The organism is Amycolatopsis sp. PSD-21, from assembly GCF_055561455.1.
In genome coordinates this window covers 8511665-8526699 of sequence record NZ_CM145712.1, presented here as the reverse complement: position 1 = coordinate 8526699, position 15035 = coordinate 8511665, and the positions used below count along the sequence as shown (strand labels likewise).

The 15035-nt window shown below is 69.1% G+C and carries 18 protein-coding genes; 9 read left to right on the top strand and 9 right to left on the bottom strand.

The features are described 5' to 3' along the window. Positions 1-93: 93 nt before the first annotated feature. From ACZ1DY_RS40085 to ACZ1DY_RS40070, 4 genes are all read left to right on the top strand, one after another. On the top strand, positions 94-714 hold the full coding sequence (locus ACZ1DY_RS40085) for a sigma-70 family RNA polymerase sigma factor (RefSeq protein ID WP_465482737.1): 621 nt from the start codon (positions 94-96) through the stop codon (positions 712-714). 299 nt (positions 715-1013) lie between these two features. Continuing rightward, positions 1014-1739: a GAF and ANTAR domain-containing protein gene (locus ACZ1DY_RS40080; protein WP_465482736.1), complete on the top strand. Its 726-nt coding sequence runs from the start codon at positions 1014-1016 to the stop codon at positions 1737-1739. Between the two features lie 30 nt (positions 1740-1769). Beyond that, a complete protein-coding gene (locus tag ACZ1DY_RS40075; RefSeq protein WP_465482735.1) occupies positions 1770-2483 on the top strand; it encodes an ANTAR domain-containing protein in 714 nt (237 codons plus the stop codon). Positions 2484-2535: 52 nt separating this feature from the next. Further along, positions 2536-3450, top strand: a complete 915-nt coding sequence (locus ACZ1DY_RS40070) for a LysR family transcriptional regulator (protein WP_465482734.1) — start codon at positions 2536-2538, stop codon at positions 3448-3450. Here the strand turns inward: ACZ1DY_RS40070 and ACZ1DY_RS40065 are convergent. Further along, complete coding sequence (locus tag ACZ1DY_RS40065) at positions 3432-4439, bottom strand: small ribosomal subunit Rsm22 family protein (protein ID WP_126730266.1); 1008 nt, start codon at positions 4437-4439, stop codon at positions 3432-3434. The genes ACZ1DY_RS40070 and ACZ1DY_RS40065 overlap by 19 nt on opposite strands. Positions 4440-4572: 133 nt before the next feature. Here ACZ1DY_RS40065 and ACZ1DY_RS40060 point away from each other — a divergent pair, with 133 nt between their 5' ends. Both ACZ1DY_RS40060 and ACZ1DY_RS40055 read left to right on the top strand, forming a co-directional pair. Further along, complete coding sequence (locus ACZ1DY_RS40060; protein WP_257483976.1) at positions 4573-4989, top strand: YciI family protein; 417 nt, start codon at positions 4573-4575, stop codon at positions 4987-4989. 132 nt (positions 4990-5121) lie between these two features. After that, complete coding sequence (locus tag ACZ1DY_RS40055; protein WP_126730270.1) at positions 5122-6396, top strand: RNA polymerase sigma factor; 1275 nt, start codon at positions 5122-5124, stop codon at positions 6394-6396. A gap of 165 nt (positions 6397-6561) precedes the next feature. On the opposite strand, the gene ACZ1DY_RS40050 is transcribed toward ACZ1DY_RS40055, so the two are convergent. Both ACZ1DY_RS40050 and ACZ1DY_RS40045 read right to left on the bottom strand, forming a co-directional pair. After that, positions 6562-6957, bottom strand: coding sequence for a sigma factor-like helix-turn-helix DNA-binding protein (locus ACZ1DY_RS40050; RefSeq protein WP_465482733.1), 396 nt, complete (start codon positions 6955-6957; stop codon positions 6562-6564). A 121-nt stretch (positions 6958-7078) separates the two neighbouring features. Beyond that, a complete protein-coding gene (locus ACZ1DY_RS40045) occupies positions 7079-7951 on the bottom strand; it encodes a nuclease (protein WP_126730273.1) in 873 nt (290 codons plus the stop codon). Positions 7952-8090: 139 nt separating this feature from the next. Here ACZ1DY_RS40045 and ACZ1DY_RS40040 point away from each other — a divergent pair, with 139 nt between their 5' ends. Further along, entirely contained in the window at positions 8091-8324 is a 234-nt protein-coding gene (locus ACZ1DY_RS40040) for a hypothetical protein (protein WP_465482732.1), read from the top strand. Between the two features lie 6 nt (positions 8325-8330). Here the strand turns inward: ACZ1DY_RS40040 and ACZ1DY_RS40035 are convergent, their stop codons facing one another. From ACZ1DY_RS40035 to ACZ1DY_RS40020, 4 genes are all read right to left on the bottom strand, one after another. Beyond that, entirely contained in the window at positions 8331-10022 is a 1692-nt protein-coding gene (locus tag ACZ1DY_RS40035; RefSeq protein WP_465482731.1) for an L-lactate permease, read from the bottom strand. 1 nt (position 10023) lies between these two features. Then, the gene (locus ACZ1DY_RS40030) at positions 10024-10806 is read right to left on the bottom strand and encodes an IclR family transcriptional regulator (protein ID WP_465482730.1); all 783 of its coding nucleotides are present in this window, start codon (positions 10804-10806) and stop codon (positions 10024-10026) included. Between the two features lie 281 nt (positions 10807-11087). Beyond that, positions 11088-11495 (bottom strand): CoA-binding protein, encoded by a 408-nt coding sequence (locus ACZ1DY_RS40025; protein WP_465482729.1) that lies wholly within the window; start codon positions 11493-11495, stop codon positions 11088-11090. 34 nt (positions 11496-11529) lie between these two features. Then, positions 11530-12102, bottom strand: a complete 573-nt coding sequence (locus tag ACZ1DY_RS40020) for a hypothetical protein (protein WP_257483981.1) — start codon at positions 12100-12102, stop codon at positions 11530-11532. Between the two features lie 276 nt (positions 12103-12378). On the opposite strand from ACZ1DY_RS40020, the gene ACZ1DY_RS40015 reads away from it, so the two are divergent. Beyond that, positions 12379-13176 carry a 2-keto-4-pentenoate hydratase gene (locus tag ACZ1DY_RS40015; protein WP_465482728.1) on the top strand — a complete coding sequence of 266 codons (798 nt, stop codon included), beginning with the start codon at positions 12379-12381 and terminating at the stop codon, positions 13174-13176. Further along, entirely contained in the window at positions 13173-13934 is a 762-nt protein-coding gene (locus ACZ1DY_RS40010; RefSeq protein ID WP_257483984.1) for a 2-keto-4-pentenoate hydratase, read from the top strand. Before ACZ1DY_RS40015 ends, ACZ1DY_RS40010 begins: the two co-directional genes overlap by 4 nt. Here the strand turns inward: ACZ1DY_RS40010 and ACZ1DY_RS40005 are convergent. Both ACZ1DY_RS40005 and ACZ1DY_RS40000 read right to left on the bottom strand, forming a co-directional pair. Then, the gene (locus ACZ1DY_RS40005) at positions 13915-14799 is read right to left on the bottom strand and encodes an alpha/beta fold hydrolase (RefSeq protein ID WP_465482727.1); all 885 of its coding nucleotides are present in this window, start codon (positions 14797-14799) and stop codon (positions 13915-13917) included. The two genes, ACZ1DY_RS40010 and ACZ1DY_RS40005, sit on opposite strands and share 20 nt — an antisense overlap. A gap of 32 nt (positions 14800-14831) precedes the next feature. Further along, the gene (locus ACZ1DY_RS40000; protein WP_126730283.1) at positions 14832-15023 is read right to left on the bottom strand and encodes a hypothetical protein; all 192 of its coding nucleotides are present in this window, start codon (positions 15021-15023) and stop codon (positions 14832-14834) included. Positions 15024-15035 lie beyond the last annotated feature (12 nt).

Sequence of the window (15035 nt, the reverse complement as noted above, 5' to 3'; positions counted from 1 at the left end):
GGCGATTGAGGTGGCCGGATTCCTCGACTACCGTTGGCCGGGTTCCGTCCTGGACCCCGGCGGCCGGGTTTTCTCATCCGTGGGGAGCGGGACATGCGTGACGAGTTTCCGATGCGAAGAACCGGCGGCGGTGAGACGTGGATTTCCCCCGCCTGCTGGGACGGCCTCGCCAAGGCCGCGGTGGACGGCGAGCCAGACGGGATGGACGAGCTGATGGCCGCCGTCGCGAGCTGGGCGCGGCAGTACGCCAGGACCCGCCTCGGCGGTCATGAGCTGACCTATCTCGAACCGGCCGACGTGGCGCAGGAGATCTGCCTCGCGGTCTTCGTCGCGGTCCCCGGCTACGGCCGCCGCGGCGGCTCCTTCCTGTTCCTCCTGCGCGCCATCGCGGCGAACAAGGTCGCCGACGTCTTCCGGAAGGCCGCGCGGAGCAAGCAGGTGCTGACCGGCGAGCTCCCCGAACGGCCGGCCGGGGCCGCGGAGGAACCCGAGCAGCGAGCCCTGCGGACCGATCTCGGTCTCCGGCTCGGCAGGCTGATGCGGACGCTGCCGACCTCCCACCGCGAGGTGCTGGGCATGCGGGTGATCGGCGAACTGACGTCGAACGAGACCGCGGCGGCGCTCGGGACGACGTCGTCACGCGTGCGGGTGACCAAACACCGCGCGATCAGCAGGCTGCGCGCCTGCGCTCAGCGCCAGGACGCCTTGAGCTGAATGCGGATCAGCAGCCGGACAAAAGGATTCTCCCGTTTGGCACGGGTTTCGAGAATGCGAACGCACATGGCCCCTCCAGAGCTCGCCGTCGAGTGCCGCCGCCGGGGGCCGGGACGAGCGGTCTCGGGTTCCACCCTATGCGCGGACCGGTGAGCCGGAACCGGCCGAACGGACCATTGGTGCCGGGCGATTCGCCACGGAAAACGTGGGAGGATGGACGTAGTGCGGACAAGCCGTACCTGTTTCGCCCCTGCTCCCGGCGAGCCCGTTCGATTCGGGGCAACGCCGGGAGGCACGCCATGGGGATTCGACAGCATGATCGCGCCGCTTCGATCTGGGCGAAGATGTGTTTTCTCGCTTCGGAAACCGATTCACCGGTCTCGATCGAGCACGCCTGCGTCATTTGCGGACAGGTTCTCGACGCGGTGGGAGTCGGGCTCACGCTCACCGCCGCCGGAGGTCTCACCGAGCCGGTATTCGCCACCGATGAACGCAGTCGCGAATTGGAGGATCTGCAGTCCACCTTGGGTGAAGGTCCGGCGGTGGAAGTGGTGCGCGGCGGTATGCTCGTCGTCGTAACCGATGTGACGAGTTCGGAGGCGTCACTCCGATGGCCGATATTCGCGCCGGAGGCGGTCGACCGGAGCGTGAAATCGATCATCGCGGTGCCGATCCGGGCCGGTGCGGTCAAAGTGGGCGTCGTCGACTGTTATCGCGAATTCGCCGGTGCCCCGTCGAGGGAACGGCGGGCGCAGGCGCTCGTCTGCGCCGAAGCGGTGATCACCCTCGCCATCGCCGAGGCCGACGCCGGCGGGCCGGGGCTGGCCGGATTGATCGACCGCGGATTCACCGGCCATCGCGACCGGGTGCATCAGGCCGCGGGCATGGTGTCGGTCCAGCTCGGCATCGGGCTGGCGGACGCGTTCGCGCGCTTGCGCGCCTTCGCCTACGCCAACGACCGGAAGCTCGACGAGGTGGCCACGGACGTGGTGCTTCGCCGGGTCACGTTCCGGTCCGGACCATGACGATCTGAACGCGAGGAGACAGCGGAGACGATGACCGACCTGACGGCCGGCTTGCGCGAGACCTTCGTCCAGCTGGCGGACACCCTCGTCGAGGACTTCGACCTCGTCGAGTTCCTCGATCTGTTCGCCTGCAGATGTGTCGAGCTGCTCGGGGTCGGTGCGGCCGGGCTGGTGCTCGCCGACGCGCGCGGCACGCTCACCATGGTCGCCGCGTCAGATGAAAAGACCCGCCTGCTCGAACTGTTCCAGCTCCGGAACTCCGAGGGGCCGAGCCTGGACTGCCACCGGCACGCCGAGCCGGTGGACTGCCCGGATCTGGCGAAGACGGGCGAAAGCTGGCCGAAGTTCTCCAAAGAAGCCGAAAAGGCCGGATTCCGTTCCGTATACGCCGTGCCGATGCGGCTTCGTGAGGAAGTGATCGGTGCACTGAGCCTGTTCGGCGCGAGCCCGGCGTCGCTCGACGCCGCCGGATTGTGCTTGGGGCAGGCGCTCGCGGACGTCGCCACGATCGGCATCCTGCACCACCGGATGTTGCAGCGGCAGGAGATCGTCACCGCGCAGCTGCAGACGGCGTTGAACAGCAGGGTGATCATCGAGCAGGCGAAGGGCGTTCTCGCCGAACGCCTTCGGGTTTCGGTGGACGACGCGTTCGGCGTATTGCGCGCCTACGCGCGGAGCAACAATCGCAAGATCCTTTCCGTGGCGGCCGGGATCGTCGACCGCACAGTGGAAATCCCGCATTGAACGATACCGATTCGGCGCTTGTCCGCCCCTCGGCGATACCTAGACTGGCTGGGTGTTTTCCCTGGAGCAGCTGGTGAGTTTCGTCGCGGTGGCCGAGGAACTGCACTACGGCCGGGCGGCGGAGCGGCTCTCGATGACCCAGCCGCCGTTGAGCAGGCGGATCCAGTTGCTGGAGCGGGAACTGGGGGTCGAGCTTTTCGACCGGAGGCATCGCGCCGTCCGGCTGACTCCAGCGGGACGGGTTTTTCTCGCCGAGGCAAGGAAGATCCTTCGTTCGGCGCAGGAGGCGACGCTGTACGCCCGGCGGGCGAAGAAGGGCGAGGCCGGGGTCGTCACGCTCGGTTTCACCGCCACGGCGGCGTATTCCTATCTCGAACGCGTCATCGCCGTGGCGAACGCCGAGGTGCCCGGTGTCGATCTCGTGCTCCGGGAGATGGTGACGGCGGCGCAGGTGGAGGAGCTGCTGGCGGGCGGGATCGACCTCGGCATGATCCGGCCGCCGGTCACGGGGGCCGACGTCGTGACCCTGCCGCTGTGGCGGGAGCCGCTGCTGGCGGCGCTGCCGTCGGCGCACCCGTTGGCGCGGCGCAAGAAGAATCCCGATGTCCGTGACTTCGACGGCGAGCCGTTCATCATGTATTCGCCGTCGGAGGGCCGCTATTTCCACGACCTGCTCGTGGCGGTGTTCCGCGCCGCCCGGGTGGTACCGGAGTACACGCAGTACCCCTGTCAGGTGCATACGGTGCTCGCGCTGGTGAAGGCGGAACTCGGGGTCGCGCTGGTGCCGGCCGCGGCCGCCACGCTGCGCTTCGAGGGGGTGGTGCTCCGCCCGGTGGACGGGGTCGAGAACCGCCCGGTCGAACTCGAACTGATGTGGCGGCGGAGCAACGACAATCCGGCGCTGGGCGCGTTGCTCGCCGCCGTCGGCAATCAGGTGCGGCGGAATCGTCAGTCCACTGTGGACTGATCGGGCCAGGCGTCGCCCCATTCGGCGTCGCGGGCCGCTCGGTAGGCCGCGCCGTGCCGTTTGGTGACGATCGTTTCGGTGAGCCCGGCCCCGGCACAGAGGGAGAGGCCGACCATGCCCTTGCGTTTGGCCGGATGCCGCAGGATGCGGGCTTCGGCGCGTTCCGGCGCCGTGCGCGACGCGACGACGTAGGAGAACTTCTCGTCCTCGAAGCCGAGCGTTCCGGACTTGAGCTGGCGGTGCAGGCCGGTGCGCGGGAGCCGCGCGGCGAAATGGCACCAGTCCTTGCCACGCGGGATCGGGCACGCGCCCTCGTGCGGACAGGGCGCGACCAGGGAGAGCCCGAGTTCGACGAGCTGATCGCGCGCTTCGACGATCCGTTCGTAGCCGGCGGGGGTGCCGGGCTCGATCAGGACGAGCATCCCGGCCTTCGCCGACAGCCAGCGGACGGTGTCGGCCCGGCGGGCTTCGGGCAGCTCGCCGAGTACATAGGAGAGGGTCACCAGGTCGGCCTCCGGCGCGGGCGCGGCCGGGTCGATCAGGCCACGCCGCCAGGTCGAGCCCCGGACGGCCTTGTCCCCGGCGTTCCCCGCGAGCCGCCGCCCCAGCGCGATCGCGCCCGGGACCTGCTCGACGACGGTGCTCTCCTCCAGCGAAGGCCACACGTCAGCCGCCGCCCAGATCGCGGCACCCGTCCCTCCGCCGACGTCCATCTGCGTCCGCGGAGCGAACCCAGGAGCGCGGATGGCGGCTTCGGCGAGAACGGCGTGTACGGCCGCGTACGTGGCCGGCATCCGGTAGCCCGCGTACGCCGCGATGTCGACGTCGGAAGAGAGGATGGGCGCGCTCGCGGGGTTGTTCTCGCGGTAGCGCGTGCTGAGCCGCTCGACGGACCGCGTCAGCCGGTTCTGCGGGTACTTGCCCAGCTCTTCGTCGAGGGCGGAGCGGAGGGTTTCGGGGAGGGACGCCACGGGGGGACATTCTCGCATGAGCGCTTGACCTGCGGTTTTCCGGCTGCTCGAATGACCGCGGAAAAAAGTTCGGGGACCGTGTCGAAACCTGGGGTGCCCGATCGACGCGTAGATGTGGCAGGGACGAGCCCCGCCGGGAACGGAGACTCAGATGCGGTTCATGGTGATTGTCAAGAGCGACGAGAAGACCGACGTGGCCGGTGCGCAGCCGAGCGCCGAAGAGCTGCAGGAGATGGGGAAGTTCAACGAGGAACTGGTGAAGGCCGGCGTCATGCTCGCGGGTGAAGGCCTGCTGCCCAGCGCCGAGGGATTTCGCATCCAGTACTCCGGCACCTCGGAGGCCAGGGTCGTCGACGGGCCGTTCGCGGAGAGCAAGGAACTCATCGCGGGTTTCTGGATCCTGCAGGTGAAGGACCGGGCGGAGGTCGTCGAATGGATGAAGCGCGCGCCGTTCCGCGAGGGCGAGATCGAGATCCGCCGGATCGCCGAGCTGGAGGATTTCGACAACGCGACCCCGGAGATCGTCGAGCACGAGCGCAAGCTGCGGGAGCAGGCCGAGGGGAACTAGGCGCTGTCCGGTGAGTCCGTTCGCGGTCCAGGGGGTCGTGAGTGGCGTTTCGGGTTAGAACCCGAAACGCCACTCACGACCCACCCGGCCCGGACACCGCCAGGGTTGCGGTCGTCGCGCCGACGATGTTGATTGGTCGGCGTGACGGCAACAGCAGACCCCCGTTCGGCGATCGACGCGGTGTGGCGGATCGAATCGGCCCGCCTCATCGCCGGCCTCGCGCGGATGACGCGCGACGTCGGACTCGCGGAGGAACTGGCGCAGGACGCGCTGGTCGCCGCGCTCGAACAGTGGCCTGAGTCGGGCGTCCCGAGGAATCCGGGCGCCTGGCTCATGACCACGGCGAAACGTCGCGCCGTCGACACCTTCCGGCGCAACGAGCGGTACGAGAAGAAGCTCGGCGAGATCGGCCGCGAGCTGGAGTTCGAGGAGGACCCCGACTTCACCGCGGGGCTCGACGACCATATCGAGGACGATCTGCTGCGGCTCGTGTTCACCGCCTGCCACCCCGTGCTGTCGACCGAGGCCAGGGTGGCGCTGACGCTGAAGATGATCGGCGGACTCCAGACGCACGAGATCGCGCGGGCGTTCCTCGCCAAGGAGACCGCCATCGCTCAGCGGATCGTCCGGGCGAAGAAGACCCTCGGCGACGCCAAGGTGCCGTTCGAGGTACCCGAAGGCCAGGACAGGGTCGCGCGCCTGTCCTCGGTGCTCGAGGTCATCTACCTGATCTTCAACGAGGGTTATTCGGCGACGGCGGGCGAGGACTGGATGCGCCCGGCGTTGTGCGAAGAGGCACTGCGGCTCGGCCGGATCCTGGCCGGGCTGATGCCGAAGGAACCCGAGGTGCACGGCCTCGTCGCGCTGATGGAGATCCAGGCGTCGCGGTCCGCCGCGCGCGTCGGGCCGAACGGCGAACCCGTGCTGCTGATGGATCAGGACCGGACGAAGTGGAACCGGCTCCTGATCGGCCGTGGTCTAGCCGCGCTGGAGCTCGCCGAGTCGCTGGCGGACGGCGCTTTCGGCGTCTACGCGGCGCAGGCCGCCATCGCCGCCTGTCACGCGCGGGCGCGGACGGGCGACGAGACCGACTGGGCGCGTATCGCCGTGCTGTACGAAGGGCTCGGGAAGCTGAACCCGTCGCCGGTGATCGAACTGAACCGGGCCGTGGCGCTGTCGATGGCCGTCGGGCCGGAGGCGGGGCTCGAAGTCGTCGACAAGCTGCTGTCGGAGCCCGCGCTGAAGTCGTACCACCTGCTGCCGAGTGTGCGCGGCGACTTCCTGTCGAAGCTCGGCCGCCTCGACGAGGCCCGCGCCGAGTTCGAGCGCGCGGCCGAGATGACCGGGAACGACCGGGAGCGCACCCTGCTGCTGAACCGGGCCGCGGAGTGCACCCCCCGCGTTTAGGCCGTGTCCTGCAAGTCATGTTCGCGGTCTCCGCGCCCAGGCGCTCCCAGACGGCACGGGCGGGCTCGGCCGAGTACGACCCGGTACGAGGCCGACCCGCCCGCACCGTCAGGAACCACCTGGATCACGAAGCCCATCGAACATGACTTGCAGGACACGGCCTAGTCAGGCGGGGGCGGGACGCAGGGCGCTCAGCGCCCGGTGCTGCCCCAGCCGGACGGCCTGGACGGAGCAGCCGAGCGCCAGCGCGGTGTCGGCGGCGGAGAGCCCGACGAGCGACCGCAGCACCATGATCTCGCGCTGCTGGCCCGGCAGTCCCGAAAGCGGGTTCGGCAGTTCGGCGGCGGTCCGGTGGAAGTCGTCCACCAGGCCGCGCATGACGTCGTAGGCGAACGTGAGGAGCGCGGGAGCGCCGGCCGCCCCGGCGATGATCTCGCGGCAGCTGTCCCCGGCGACGGCGTCGGCGATTTCGTAGGTGCCCGAACGGCGGCCGATCCGCGCCCGGCAGTAGCGCACGACCAGGACGCGGACGGTGTCGACGAGTTTCGAGGCTGTCTCCATCCGCCCGCCGGCCTCCTCCGGCCGTCGCGAACCGTGTCCTTCCATCGGCTCCCTCTCCCACCTTTCAGATGAGCACGCCGGAGGGGGAGGGAGGTACGGTCTTTTTGCCGACACGGGCGGCTCAGGCCTCGATGAAGACGATCCGCTCCGGCTCGATCGTCAGGTTCACGGTCTGCCGCTTCACGCTCACCAAGGTCTCGAATTCCGTCGCGTGCCCGTCCGGGACGGTGAACAGCCGGTCGTTGCGGGAATCGAGGAAGTCGGAGAAGCCGCTCAGCGAGACCCCGCCGCTTTCGTCGAGCGCGAGGTAGTCGACGAGCCTGCGGAACAGTTTCGGCAGGATCACCAGTTCGTCGGCCAGTTGCCGCCGCGACGAGAGCTTGAACCCGGAGTTCGTGACGTCACGGGGCCACAGCCCGAGCCCGTTCTCGCGCGCCTTGACCGCCGCCTCGGCCAAGGCGTCACGCAGGTCGGGGTAAAGCAGCGAATAGAAAGTCGGGTAGACGAGCCCGTCCGCGACCTGCCGGTAGTTCGCGGAGTTCTTCAGCGTTTTGACGTCGAGATGGACCTTGGAAAGGTCCGCCGACCGTCCCGGCCGTTGCCCGGGAAAGGCGAACGCGACCGCCCGTCCGTATTTGTCGGCGAATCGCGTCAGTATGTGACCGGCTACCTTGATCGGCGTCGAGGAAGTGACCGTTCCCCGTTCGTCGCGTTCGACGGTCTTGAAACCGAGCGCCTTCAGCAGGTTCGCCGCGGCGGCGTCCGCGAACTCCGCGGGCTGATGCCACATCCCGCCGGTTCCCCTGGCCTGGTAATGCGTTTCGAGCGCGTCGATCGCGTCGAGCCGCAGCTGCATCCCGCCCCGCGAATTGAGCCGGACCTTCAGGCCCGCTTTCTTGGTCGCCTGTGGATCCTCGGGATAGAACCGTACCGAATCGCCGTCCGGTGAGGCTCCGACGAGCTGGAACGTACCTTTGATCAGCGTCATGGGCATGAGGACAACGGTAGTTCTCATTCCGGTGAACGAACCATGCGTTCATCCATCCAGAGCAGTCGCGGGTTAAGAACGGGTGACCATTGTGGACATTCTCGGAGATCTTCGGAGCGGTTGGCACGGAATGATCGTTTCGTGGATGCCGGCGGCCCGGTCCGGTTTTTGGAACGGCATCCGGCGGCACAGCCTCGGCTGGGTCGCAGCCCACGACGGCGCCGCGCACGCCTTCCTGCTCGACACGAAGACCCGCGGGACCCATCAGCACCGGGGCATCGGCACGGCGGGCTGCGAATGGCCGCACGTCGACTACGTGCCGGAACTCGGTCCGTTCTACTTCGTCGCCTGCGGTTTCCGGCCGACGAAGCGGGCCTGATCCGGCTCAACGACCAGGGATCATGAAGTCCAGCACCGTCGCCTGAAGCAGCGAGATCACCCCGACCACGGCGGTCAGGGCGACCGACCACAGGAAGGTCTGCCGCAGCAGCGCGCCCTCCTGCCCGGAGCGCCCGATCGCGGTGGCGCCGATGGACAGGTTCTGCGGCGAGATCATCTTGCCCATCACACCGCCGGAGGTGTTGGTCGCGCCGGCGAGGATCGGGTCGACGTGCAGCTGCTGAGCCGAAATCACCTGCATCGGCCCGAAGAGGCTGTTCGTCGACGCGTCCGATCCGGTGAGGAAGACGCCCAGCCAGCCGATGTAGGCGGAGAACAACGGGAACAGCACGCCGGTGGTCGCCAGCGCGAGGCCGAGGGTCTGTGTCGCACCCGAGTAGTTCATGACGAACGCGATCGCGAGGATCATGAAGATCGTCGCCAGCGCCCAGCGCATCTGGTGCAGGGTCCGGCGATAGGTCGCCAGCAGCAGCCGCGGCTTCGCGCCCATCAGGAATCCTGCCCCGATCGCCGCGATCAGGGCCACGGTTCCCGGCGAGTAAAGGAAATCGACGGTCAGCGTCGCCGCGTACGGGGTGTCCTTCGGCGTGATCGGCGCGTGCTGGACGACCTCCTTGTGCAGTCCCGGCCACGCGAACACCCAATCGGCCTTGTGCAGCAGCTTCGTCAGGTCCAGCCATTCGGGCAGGTCCTTGAAGATCGTGCCGATGCGCGAAAGGAAGATCGCCGCGATCAGGACGATGTACGGCGCCCAGGCGTACAGCGCGCCGCGCCCGGCCTTCGCCGCGCCGAGGCTCGCCCCGGCCCGCACCGGTTCTTCGCCGTCGAAACGCCAGACCGTCGACGGCTGCCAGAACCGCGTCAAGATCCACAGTGACGCCATCGCGGCGAGCGCGGCGACGACGTCGACGAGGCTCGGGCTGATGAAGTTCGAGGTGACGAACTGCATGACCGCGAACGACAGCCCGGCCGTCAGCACGGCGGGCCAGACCTCGATCATCCGTTTCCAGCCCGCGAGGACCACGATCAGGAAACCGGGAACGATCAGCGCCAGCAACGGAAGCTGACGGCCGACCATCGACGAGAACAGTTCCGTCGCCTGTTCCTGTTGCATCCCGAGGATCGGCGCGGTCAGCCTGCCCAGCACGATCAGCGGATTGCCGAGGCCGCCGAACGCGACCGGCGCGGTGTTCGCCAGCAACGCGAGCACGACCGCCTTCACCGGCGGGAAACCGAGCGCGGCCATCATCGCCGCGGTGATCGCGATCGGCGAGCCGCCGCCCGCGATCCCTTCCAAGAGCGCGCCGAAGCCGAACGCGATCAGCAGCGCCTGGAGGCGGCGGTCCTCGCTGAATCCGGCGAGGACCGCCTTGATGTCGTCGAAGCGTCCCGTCGCGACGGTGACGTTGTGGAAGTACACGGCGTGGAACGCGATCCAGGCCACCGACCACACCCCGAACACGAGACCCATGGCCGCGGAATCGAGGGCGAGCCCGGACGGCATGCGGTACAGCAGTACCGCGACCAGCAGCGCGGTGATCAGCGCCAGCGCCGCCGAGAGATGCGCCGACCGGCGCAGGACCCCCAGCGTCACCAGCAGCACGATGATCGGCAGCGCCGCCAGCGCGGCGGACAGCCAGAGCCCGCCCGCCGGCTGGTAGTCCTGGACCCAGCCCACCTCAGCCCCTTTGCGCGCGGACGTAACCCAGCCGGAGCGACAGCGCGGCCGCGGTGCCCGCCACCGTCGCGCCCAGTTCGTCGGTGCGGCGGAGCACCCGGCCGGCGGGGCCCGCGATGCTGATCGCGGCGATCGGCCGTCCGGTGTGGTCGCGGACGGCGGCGGCCACACAGCCAACGTCCGGCTCGTTCTCGACGTCGTCCACGGCCCAGCCACGGCGGCTGGTCCTGGCCAGGTCGTCGAGGAGCCGGGTGGGATCGTTGATCGTCTTGAGCGTGAGACTGTCGAGTTTCATCCGGCGGATGCGTTCGACGCGGTCCTGTTCGGGCAATGCCGCCAGCCACGCCTTGCCCAGCGACGTCGCGTGCTGCGGGCGGCGGGTGCCGAGGCGGCAGGCCAGGGTGACGGCGTTGGCGCTGCGTTCGGTGGCGACGTAGACCATCGTGTCGTTGTCCGGCACTGCGAGATATGTCGTTTCGCCGCTGCGTTCGGCGAGCGACGCGAGATAGCGCGGCGCGCAGCGGTGGAGGTCGGTCGCCGCCATCGCGCGGGCGCCGAGTTCGACCAGCCGGGTACCGAGCCGCACACGGCCGGTGGCGCGATCGGCTTCGAGGTATTCGAGGTTCTTGAGGGTGCCGACGATGCGGTACGCGGCGCTCCGGGAGAGACCTAGTTGCCGGGCGATCGCGTTGGTGGAAATCTCCTGGTTCTGACCGACGTGCTCGAGAACCGCGAGCCCGCGCTCGAGTGTGCCACTGGAATCCAGGCCCCGTGGTGTGCCCACTTCGCCCCTCCGTTGGACCGGGGTGCCGATGACCGGCACCGGTTTCCGCTAAGCGGATTCGGACGTTAACAGCTCGCCCGACCCTTGGGAAGGTTTCTTAACAAACTGACGACCGGACAAGTTTTCCCAGTTCGGAGGCTTCTGGTCAAGATCACCGGTTTGGACCAATCCGTTCGGTGGATCCGAATCGGGGTATGACTTCAAAGGTCAATTCTTTGTTCACGGATATGAACGAACCCCCGCCGGAAAATCGTGGCGGGGGTTCGGCGCGAAGTGCGTTTCTAACGTACGGACAGATTCGCGACCGCTCGGACGACGGCGGTGCAGCGGTCTTCGACGTAGGCCAGCCCGCCTTCTTCGGCGATCCGGCGGGACTCGGCCGAGACGATGCCCTGCTGGAGCCAGAGCGCTTTCGCGCCGATCGCGACCGCCTGTTCGGCGATCGGCGGGGTGGTCTCGGACGGCCGGAAGACGTCGACCAGGTCGACCGGCTCGGGGATTTCGGTGAGTGAGCGGTAGACCTTCTCGCCCAGCAGCTCGTCGGCCGAGGGATGGACGGGGATGATCCGGAACCCGTGTGCCTGCAGCACGGCGGCGACCCCGTGCGAGGCCTTCGCCGGATCGCGGCTCAGCCCCACGACGGCGATCGTCTTCGATCCGGCGAGGATTTCGGTGGCGCGATCGGTCATGCCGGGTTCAACGATGGCGGACGGCCGCGCATTCCTAGAGCTTCCAGAGCCGCAGGCCGCGCACCCGGTACACCGGCCAGACGACGTGCCAGGCGCGGCGCCGCAGGAAGACCGCGGAACAGGTGAGGACGCTGCGCGCGGACGTCGTCGCGACGTCGTGCCGATCGGGCCAGATCTCGCCATGCCGCCCGGCGGCGATGCGGAAGACGTTGACCAGGCCGCGGCCCTGCAGGTCGAATTTCGCGCCGGTGTCACCGGAATCCGGTGTCAGGGAAGCGATCTCCGGGCCGAACGCGGCCGCGGGCGCGGGCCCCGCGTCGGCAGGGAGGTCACCGACGGTCGTCGACACCGCCTTGCCGTAGAGACGGCGGGTGTAGCGCTGGAGCAGCAGCCGCTCCCACAGCGGCAGGACGCGGCGGTGCTTCAGCAGCGCCGAACACTCCGCGTGCCCGATGGCGAAGATGTCGGTCAGCTCGTCGTAGGCGTTGTGCGCGGTGGGCTCGTTGAGGTGCACCCGCACCTCGTAGCGGATGCGCGCGGTGAGCTCGTCGAGCTCTTCGCGGCGGTCGATCCTGGCCTTCGCCCGTGAGAGCGCCCAATCGGACATGGGAGCAGGCTAGGTGATGACCGAGGTCCCGCGAGACCCTTTCGGCCTAATCAGTCGTTCCCGAGACGAGGCCGCCGATCGCGGGGCCCCTGAGGCGCGGTCACCGATCGTCGGCGTGTCGCGAAAGCCACTTTCGGGACATCAGACGTCGCGAAAGTGGCTTTCGCGACACGGCGGCGGCCAAGACTCGGCCTGACCCGTGCGTACCGGCCAGTGGAACGGGCGTCTTGTGCGGGCATCGGTGACGGGGCAGAGTTCGGCTGTCGGAAGGAGCCCATGGACGCCAGCACGCTGCAGGAGGCCGCGGCCGCGCTGCTCAGCGCGTACGAGACCGGCAAACCGATCGCGCCCCTCATCGAGTCCTATCCCGGCGCGACCCTGGAGGACGCGTACCGCATCCAGCAGCGGCTCGTCCGCCACTGGGCCGAACGCGGCGACGAGGTGCGCGGGCACAAGGTCGGGCTCGCGTCCGCCGCCATGCAGCGGCAGATGGGCGTCGACCAGCCCGACTACGGCCACCTGACCGCCTCGATGTTCCACCTCGAACACCAGCCGATCCCGATCGGCGGCTTCCTGCAGCCGCGGATCGAGCCGGAGATCGCGTTCGTGCTCGGCTCGCGGCTGCGCGGCCCCGGTGTCACGGTGGCGGACGCGCTGCGGGCCGTGGACTTCGTCGTCCCGGCGCTGGAGATCGTCGATTCCCGCATCCAGGACTGGAAGATCAGCATCGTCGACACGATCGCGGACAACGCGTCTTCGGGCGGTGTCGTCCTCGGCAGCAGGCCGACCGCGATCGGCGACGTCGACCTGCGGCTGGTGGGCTGCGTCCTGCACCAGAACGGCGAGATCGCGGCGACCGGGGCCGGCGGCGCGGTGCTCGGCTCGCCGGTGAACGCGCTGGTGTGGCTCGCGAACACGGTCGGTCCGCTCGGTGTCGCCCTCGAACCGGGCCACGTCGTGCTGCCGGGTTCGATGACGCGCGCGATCCCGGTGAGCCCCGGCGACACCGTCGTCGCGACGATGGCGGGGCTCGGCAGTGTCACCGCGAAGTTCTCCGGGGAGGAACGGCCGTGAGCCTTGGTGTGCGGGAGGCGGCGGAAGCGCTGCTGTCCGGGGAAGAACGCGAACCACTGACCGACGCGTGGCCCGATTTGGACGTCGATACCGCCTATGCGATCCAGGACGAGGCGCTGCGGCTTCGGCGTGCGCGCGGTGAGACGGTGGTCGGCGTCAAGCTGGGCCTGACGTCACGAGCGATGCAGCGGCGCATGGGGATCGACTCGCCGTTGCTCGCGTGGCTGACCGACGCGATGGTGCTGCCCGCCGGTGTCCCGGTGCCGTCGCTGATCCACCCGCGTGCGGAACCCGAGCTGGCTTTCGTGCTGGGGGAACGACTCGCGGGCCCCGGCGTGACCGCGGCGACCGCGATGGCGGCGGTGAGCCGGGTCCACGGCGGTATCGAGATCGTCGACAGCCGCTACCGCGACTACCGGGGCAAGCTGCCGGACGTCGTGGCGGACAACGGTTTCTCGGCGTACTTCACCCTCGGCCCGGTCGGCGCCGAACCGTCCACAGTGGATCTTTCGCTGGAGGCGGCGCTGCTGGAGGTCGACGGCGCCATCGTCGACACCGCCACCGGCGCGGCCGTGCAGGGGCATCCGGCGGAGGCCCTGGCGCTGGCGGCCAACATCCTCGGCGCTCGCGGACTCGCGCTGGAGCCGGGCTGGATCGTGCTCACCGGAGGGATGACCGACGCCGTCGACGTACGCCCGGGTTCACGGGTGGCGGCGCATTTCTCGCATCTGGGCTCGATCACGCTCGCCGGGTCTTGACGTCGGCGCGGTCGGCCGTCCGGACCAGGCCGCGGGTCAGCCGCGGCCAGATCGCGCGCGGGAGGTCGTGCCCCATTCCGGGGACGATGTCCACTTCGGACTCCCGCAGCGCGCGGGCCGTCGCCCGGCCGCCGGACACGTGGACGAGCGGATCCTTCGAACCGTGTACGACCAGCGCGGGTACTTCGAGTTTCCGCAACGCGCGGAAGCGATCCCGGCTCGAAACGATCGCCGCCAGCTGCCGCGCTGTGCCGCCGGGGTTGACGCCGCGATCGAACGACCGCTCCGCCCGTTCACGCATCCGCGCCTCGTCGAAGGGGTAACCGGGCGAGCCAATGACGCGGAAGGTGCGCACCAGCGAATCGACGTACTCCTCGCGGCCGCGCGGGGGCGCCGTCAGCAGCATCGCCATCGCCTTGGCGCTCGGCCGCCCGACGAACCGGTTGCCGGTGGTCGACATGATCGACGTCAGCGACCGCACGCGCGACGGGTACTCGATGGCCAGCGTCTGCGCGACCATCCCGCCCATCGACGCGCCCACGACGTGCGCGCTCTCGACACCGAGCGCGGTCAGCAGTCCCGCGGCGTCCCTCGCCATGTCCGCCAAGGAGTACGGCGCCGTGCGCAGGGCATACGCGAGCGGCAGGTTCGCCCGGCCGGACATCCGGCTGGACCGGCCGGCGTCCCGGTTGTCGTAGCGGATGACGTGGAACCCCTCGGCCGCGAGGTTCTCGCAGAGTTCGTCGTCCCACCAGATCATCTGCGACGCCAAACCCATGATCATCAGCAGCGGCCTGCCATCCGGCGAGCCGAACGTCTCGTGGCACAGCTGGACGCCGTTCACTTCGGCGATCTTCTCCGGCATCAGGACAGTGTGACCGCCCGAGGCGGAAACGGCTACGCGTCCTCGATGTGGACGGCTTGGCTTTCCGGCCCGGCGGTCCGCTGCGTGCCCTCGTCCTCGGCGATCTCTTCCGGCTCGGTGTCGCCCGGTTCTCCGCCGTCGGGCCTGCTGAGCTGGACGGCCTCTTCGGACGCGTCGGCCGGGCTCGGGCCGTCGGCCGCTTCGCGATCTTCCTGGTCGGACATGGTTCCCTCCGG

What these genes read in the sequence shown, in the direction of transcription:
- ACZ1DY_RS40085 (WP_465482737.1), top strand. Translation starts at nt 94, where the DNA reads ATGCGTGACGAGTTTCCGATGCGAAGAACCGGCGGCGGTGAGACGTGG.
- ACZ1DY_RS40080 (WP_465482736.1), top strand. Translation starts at nt 1,014, where the DNA reads ATGGGGATTCGACAGCATGATCGCGCCGCTTCGATCTGGGCGAAGATG.
- ACZ1DY_RS40075 (WP_465482735.1), top strand. Translation starts at nt 1,770, where the DNA reads ATGACCGACCTGACGGCCGGCTTGCGCGAGACCTTCGTCCAGCTGGCG.
- ACZ1DY_RS40065 (WP_126730266.1), bottom strand. Translation starts at nt 4,439, where the DNA reads ATGCGAGAATGTCCCCCCGTGGCGTCCCTCCCCGAAACCCTCCGCTCC.
- ACZ1DY_RS40060 (WP_257483976.1), top strand. Translation starts at nt 4,573, where the DNA reads ATGCGGTTCATGGTGATTGTCAAGAGCGACGAGAAGACCGACGTGGCC.
- ACZ1DY_RS40050 (WP_465482733.1), bottom strand. Translation starts at nt 6,957, where the DNA reads ATGGAGACAGCCTCGAAACTCGTCGACACCGTCCGCGTCCTGGTCGTG.
- ACZ1DY_RS40045 (WP_126730273.1), bottom strand. Translation starts at nt 7,951, where the DNA reads ATGCCCATGACGCTGATCAAAGGTACGTTCCAGCTCGTCGGAGCCTCA.
- ACZ1DY_RS40040 (WP_465482732.1), top strand. Translation starts at nt 8,091, where the DNA reads ATGCCGGCGGCCCGGTCCGGTTTTTGGAACGGCATCCGGCGGCACAGC.
- ACZ1DY_RS40025 (WP_465482729.1), bottom strand. Translation starts at nt 11,495, where the DNA reads ATGACCGATCGCGCCACCGAAATCCTCGCCGGATCGAAGACGATCGCC.
- ACZ1DY_RS40020 (WP_257483981.1), bottom strand. Translation starts at nt 12,102, where the DNA reads ATGTCCGATTGGGCGCTCTCACGGGCGAAGGCCAGGATCGACCGCCGC.
- ACZ1DY_RS40015 (WP_465482728.1), top strand. Translation starts at nt 12,379, where the DNA reads ATGGACGCCAGCACGCTGCAGGAGGCCGCGGCCGCGCTGCTCAGCGCG.
- ACZ1DY_RS40005 (WP_465482727.1), bottom strand. Translation starts at nt 14,799, where the DNA reads ATGCCGGAGAAGATCGCCGAAGTGAACGGCGTCCAGCTGTGCCACGAG.
- ACZ1DY_RS40000 (WP_126730283.1), bottom strand. Translation starts at nt 15,023, where the DNA reads ATGTCCGACCAGGAAGATCGCGAAGCGGCCGACGGCCCGAGCCCGGCC.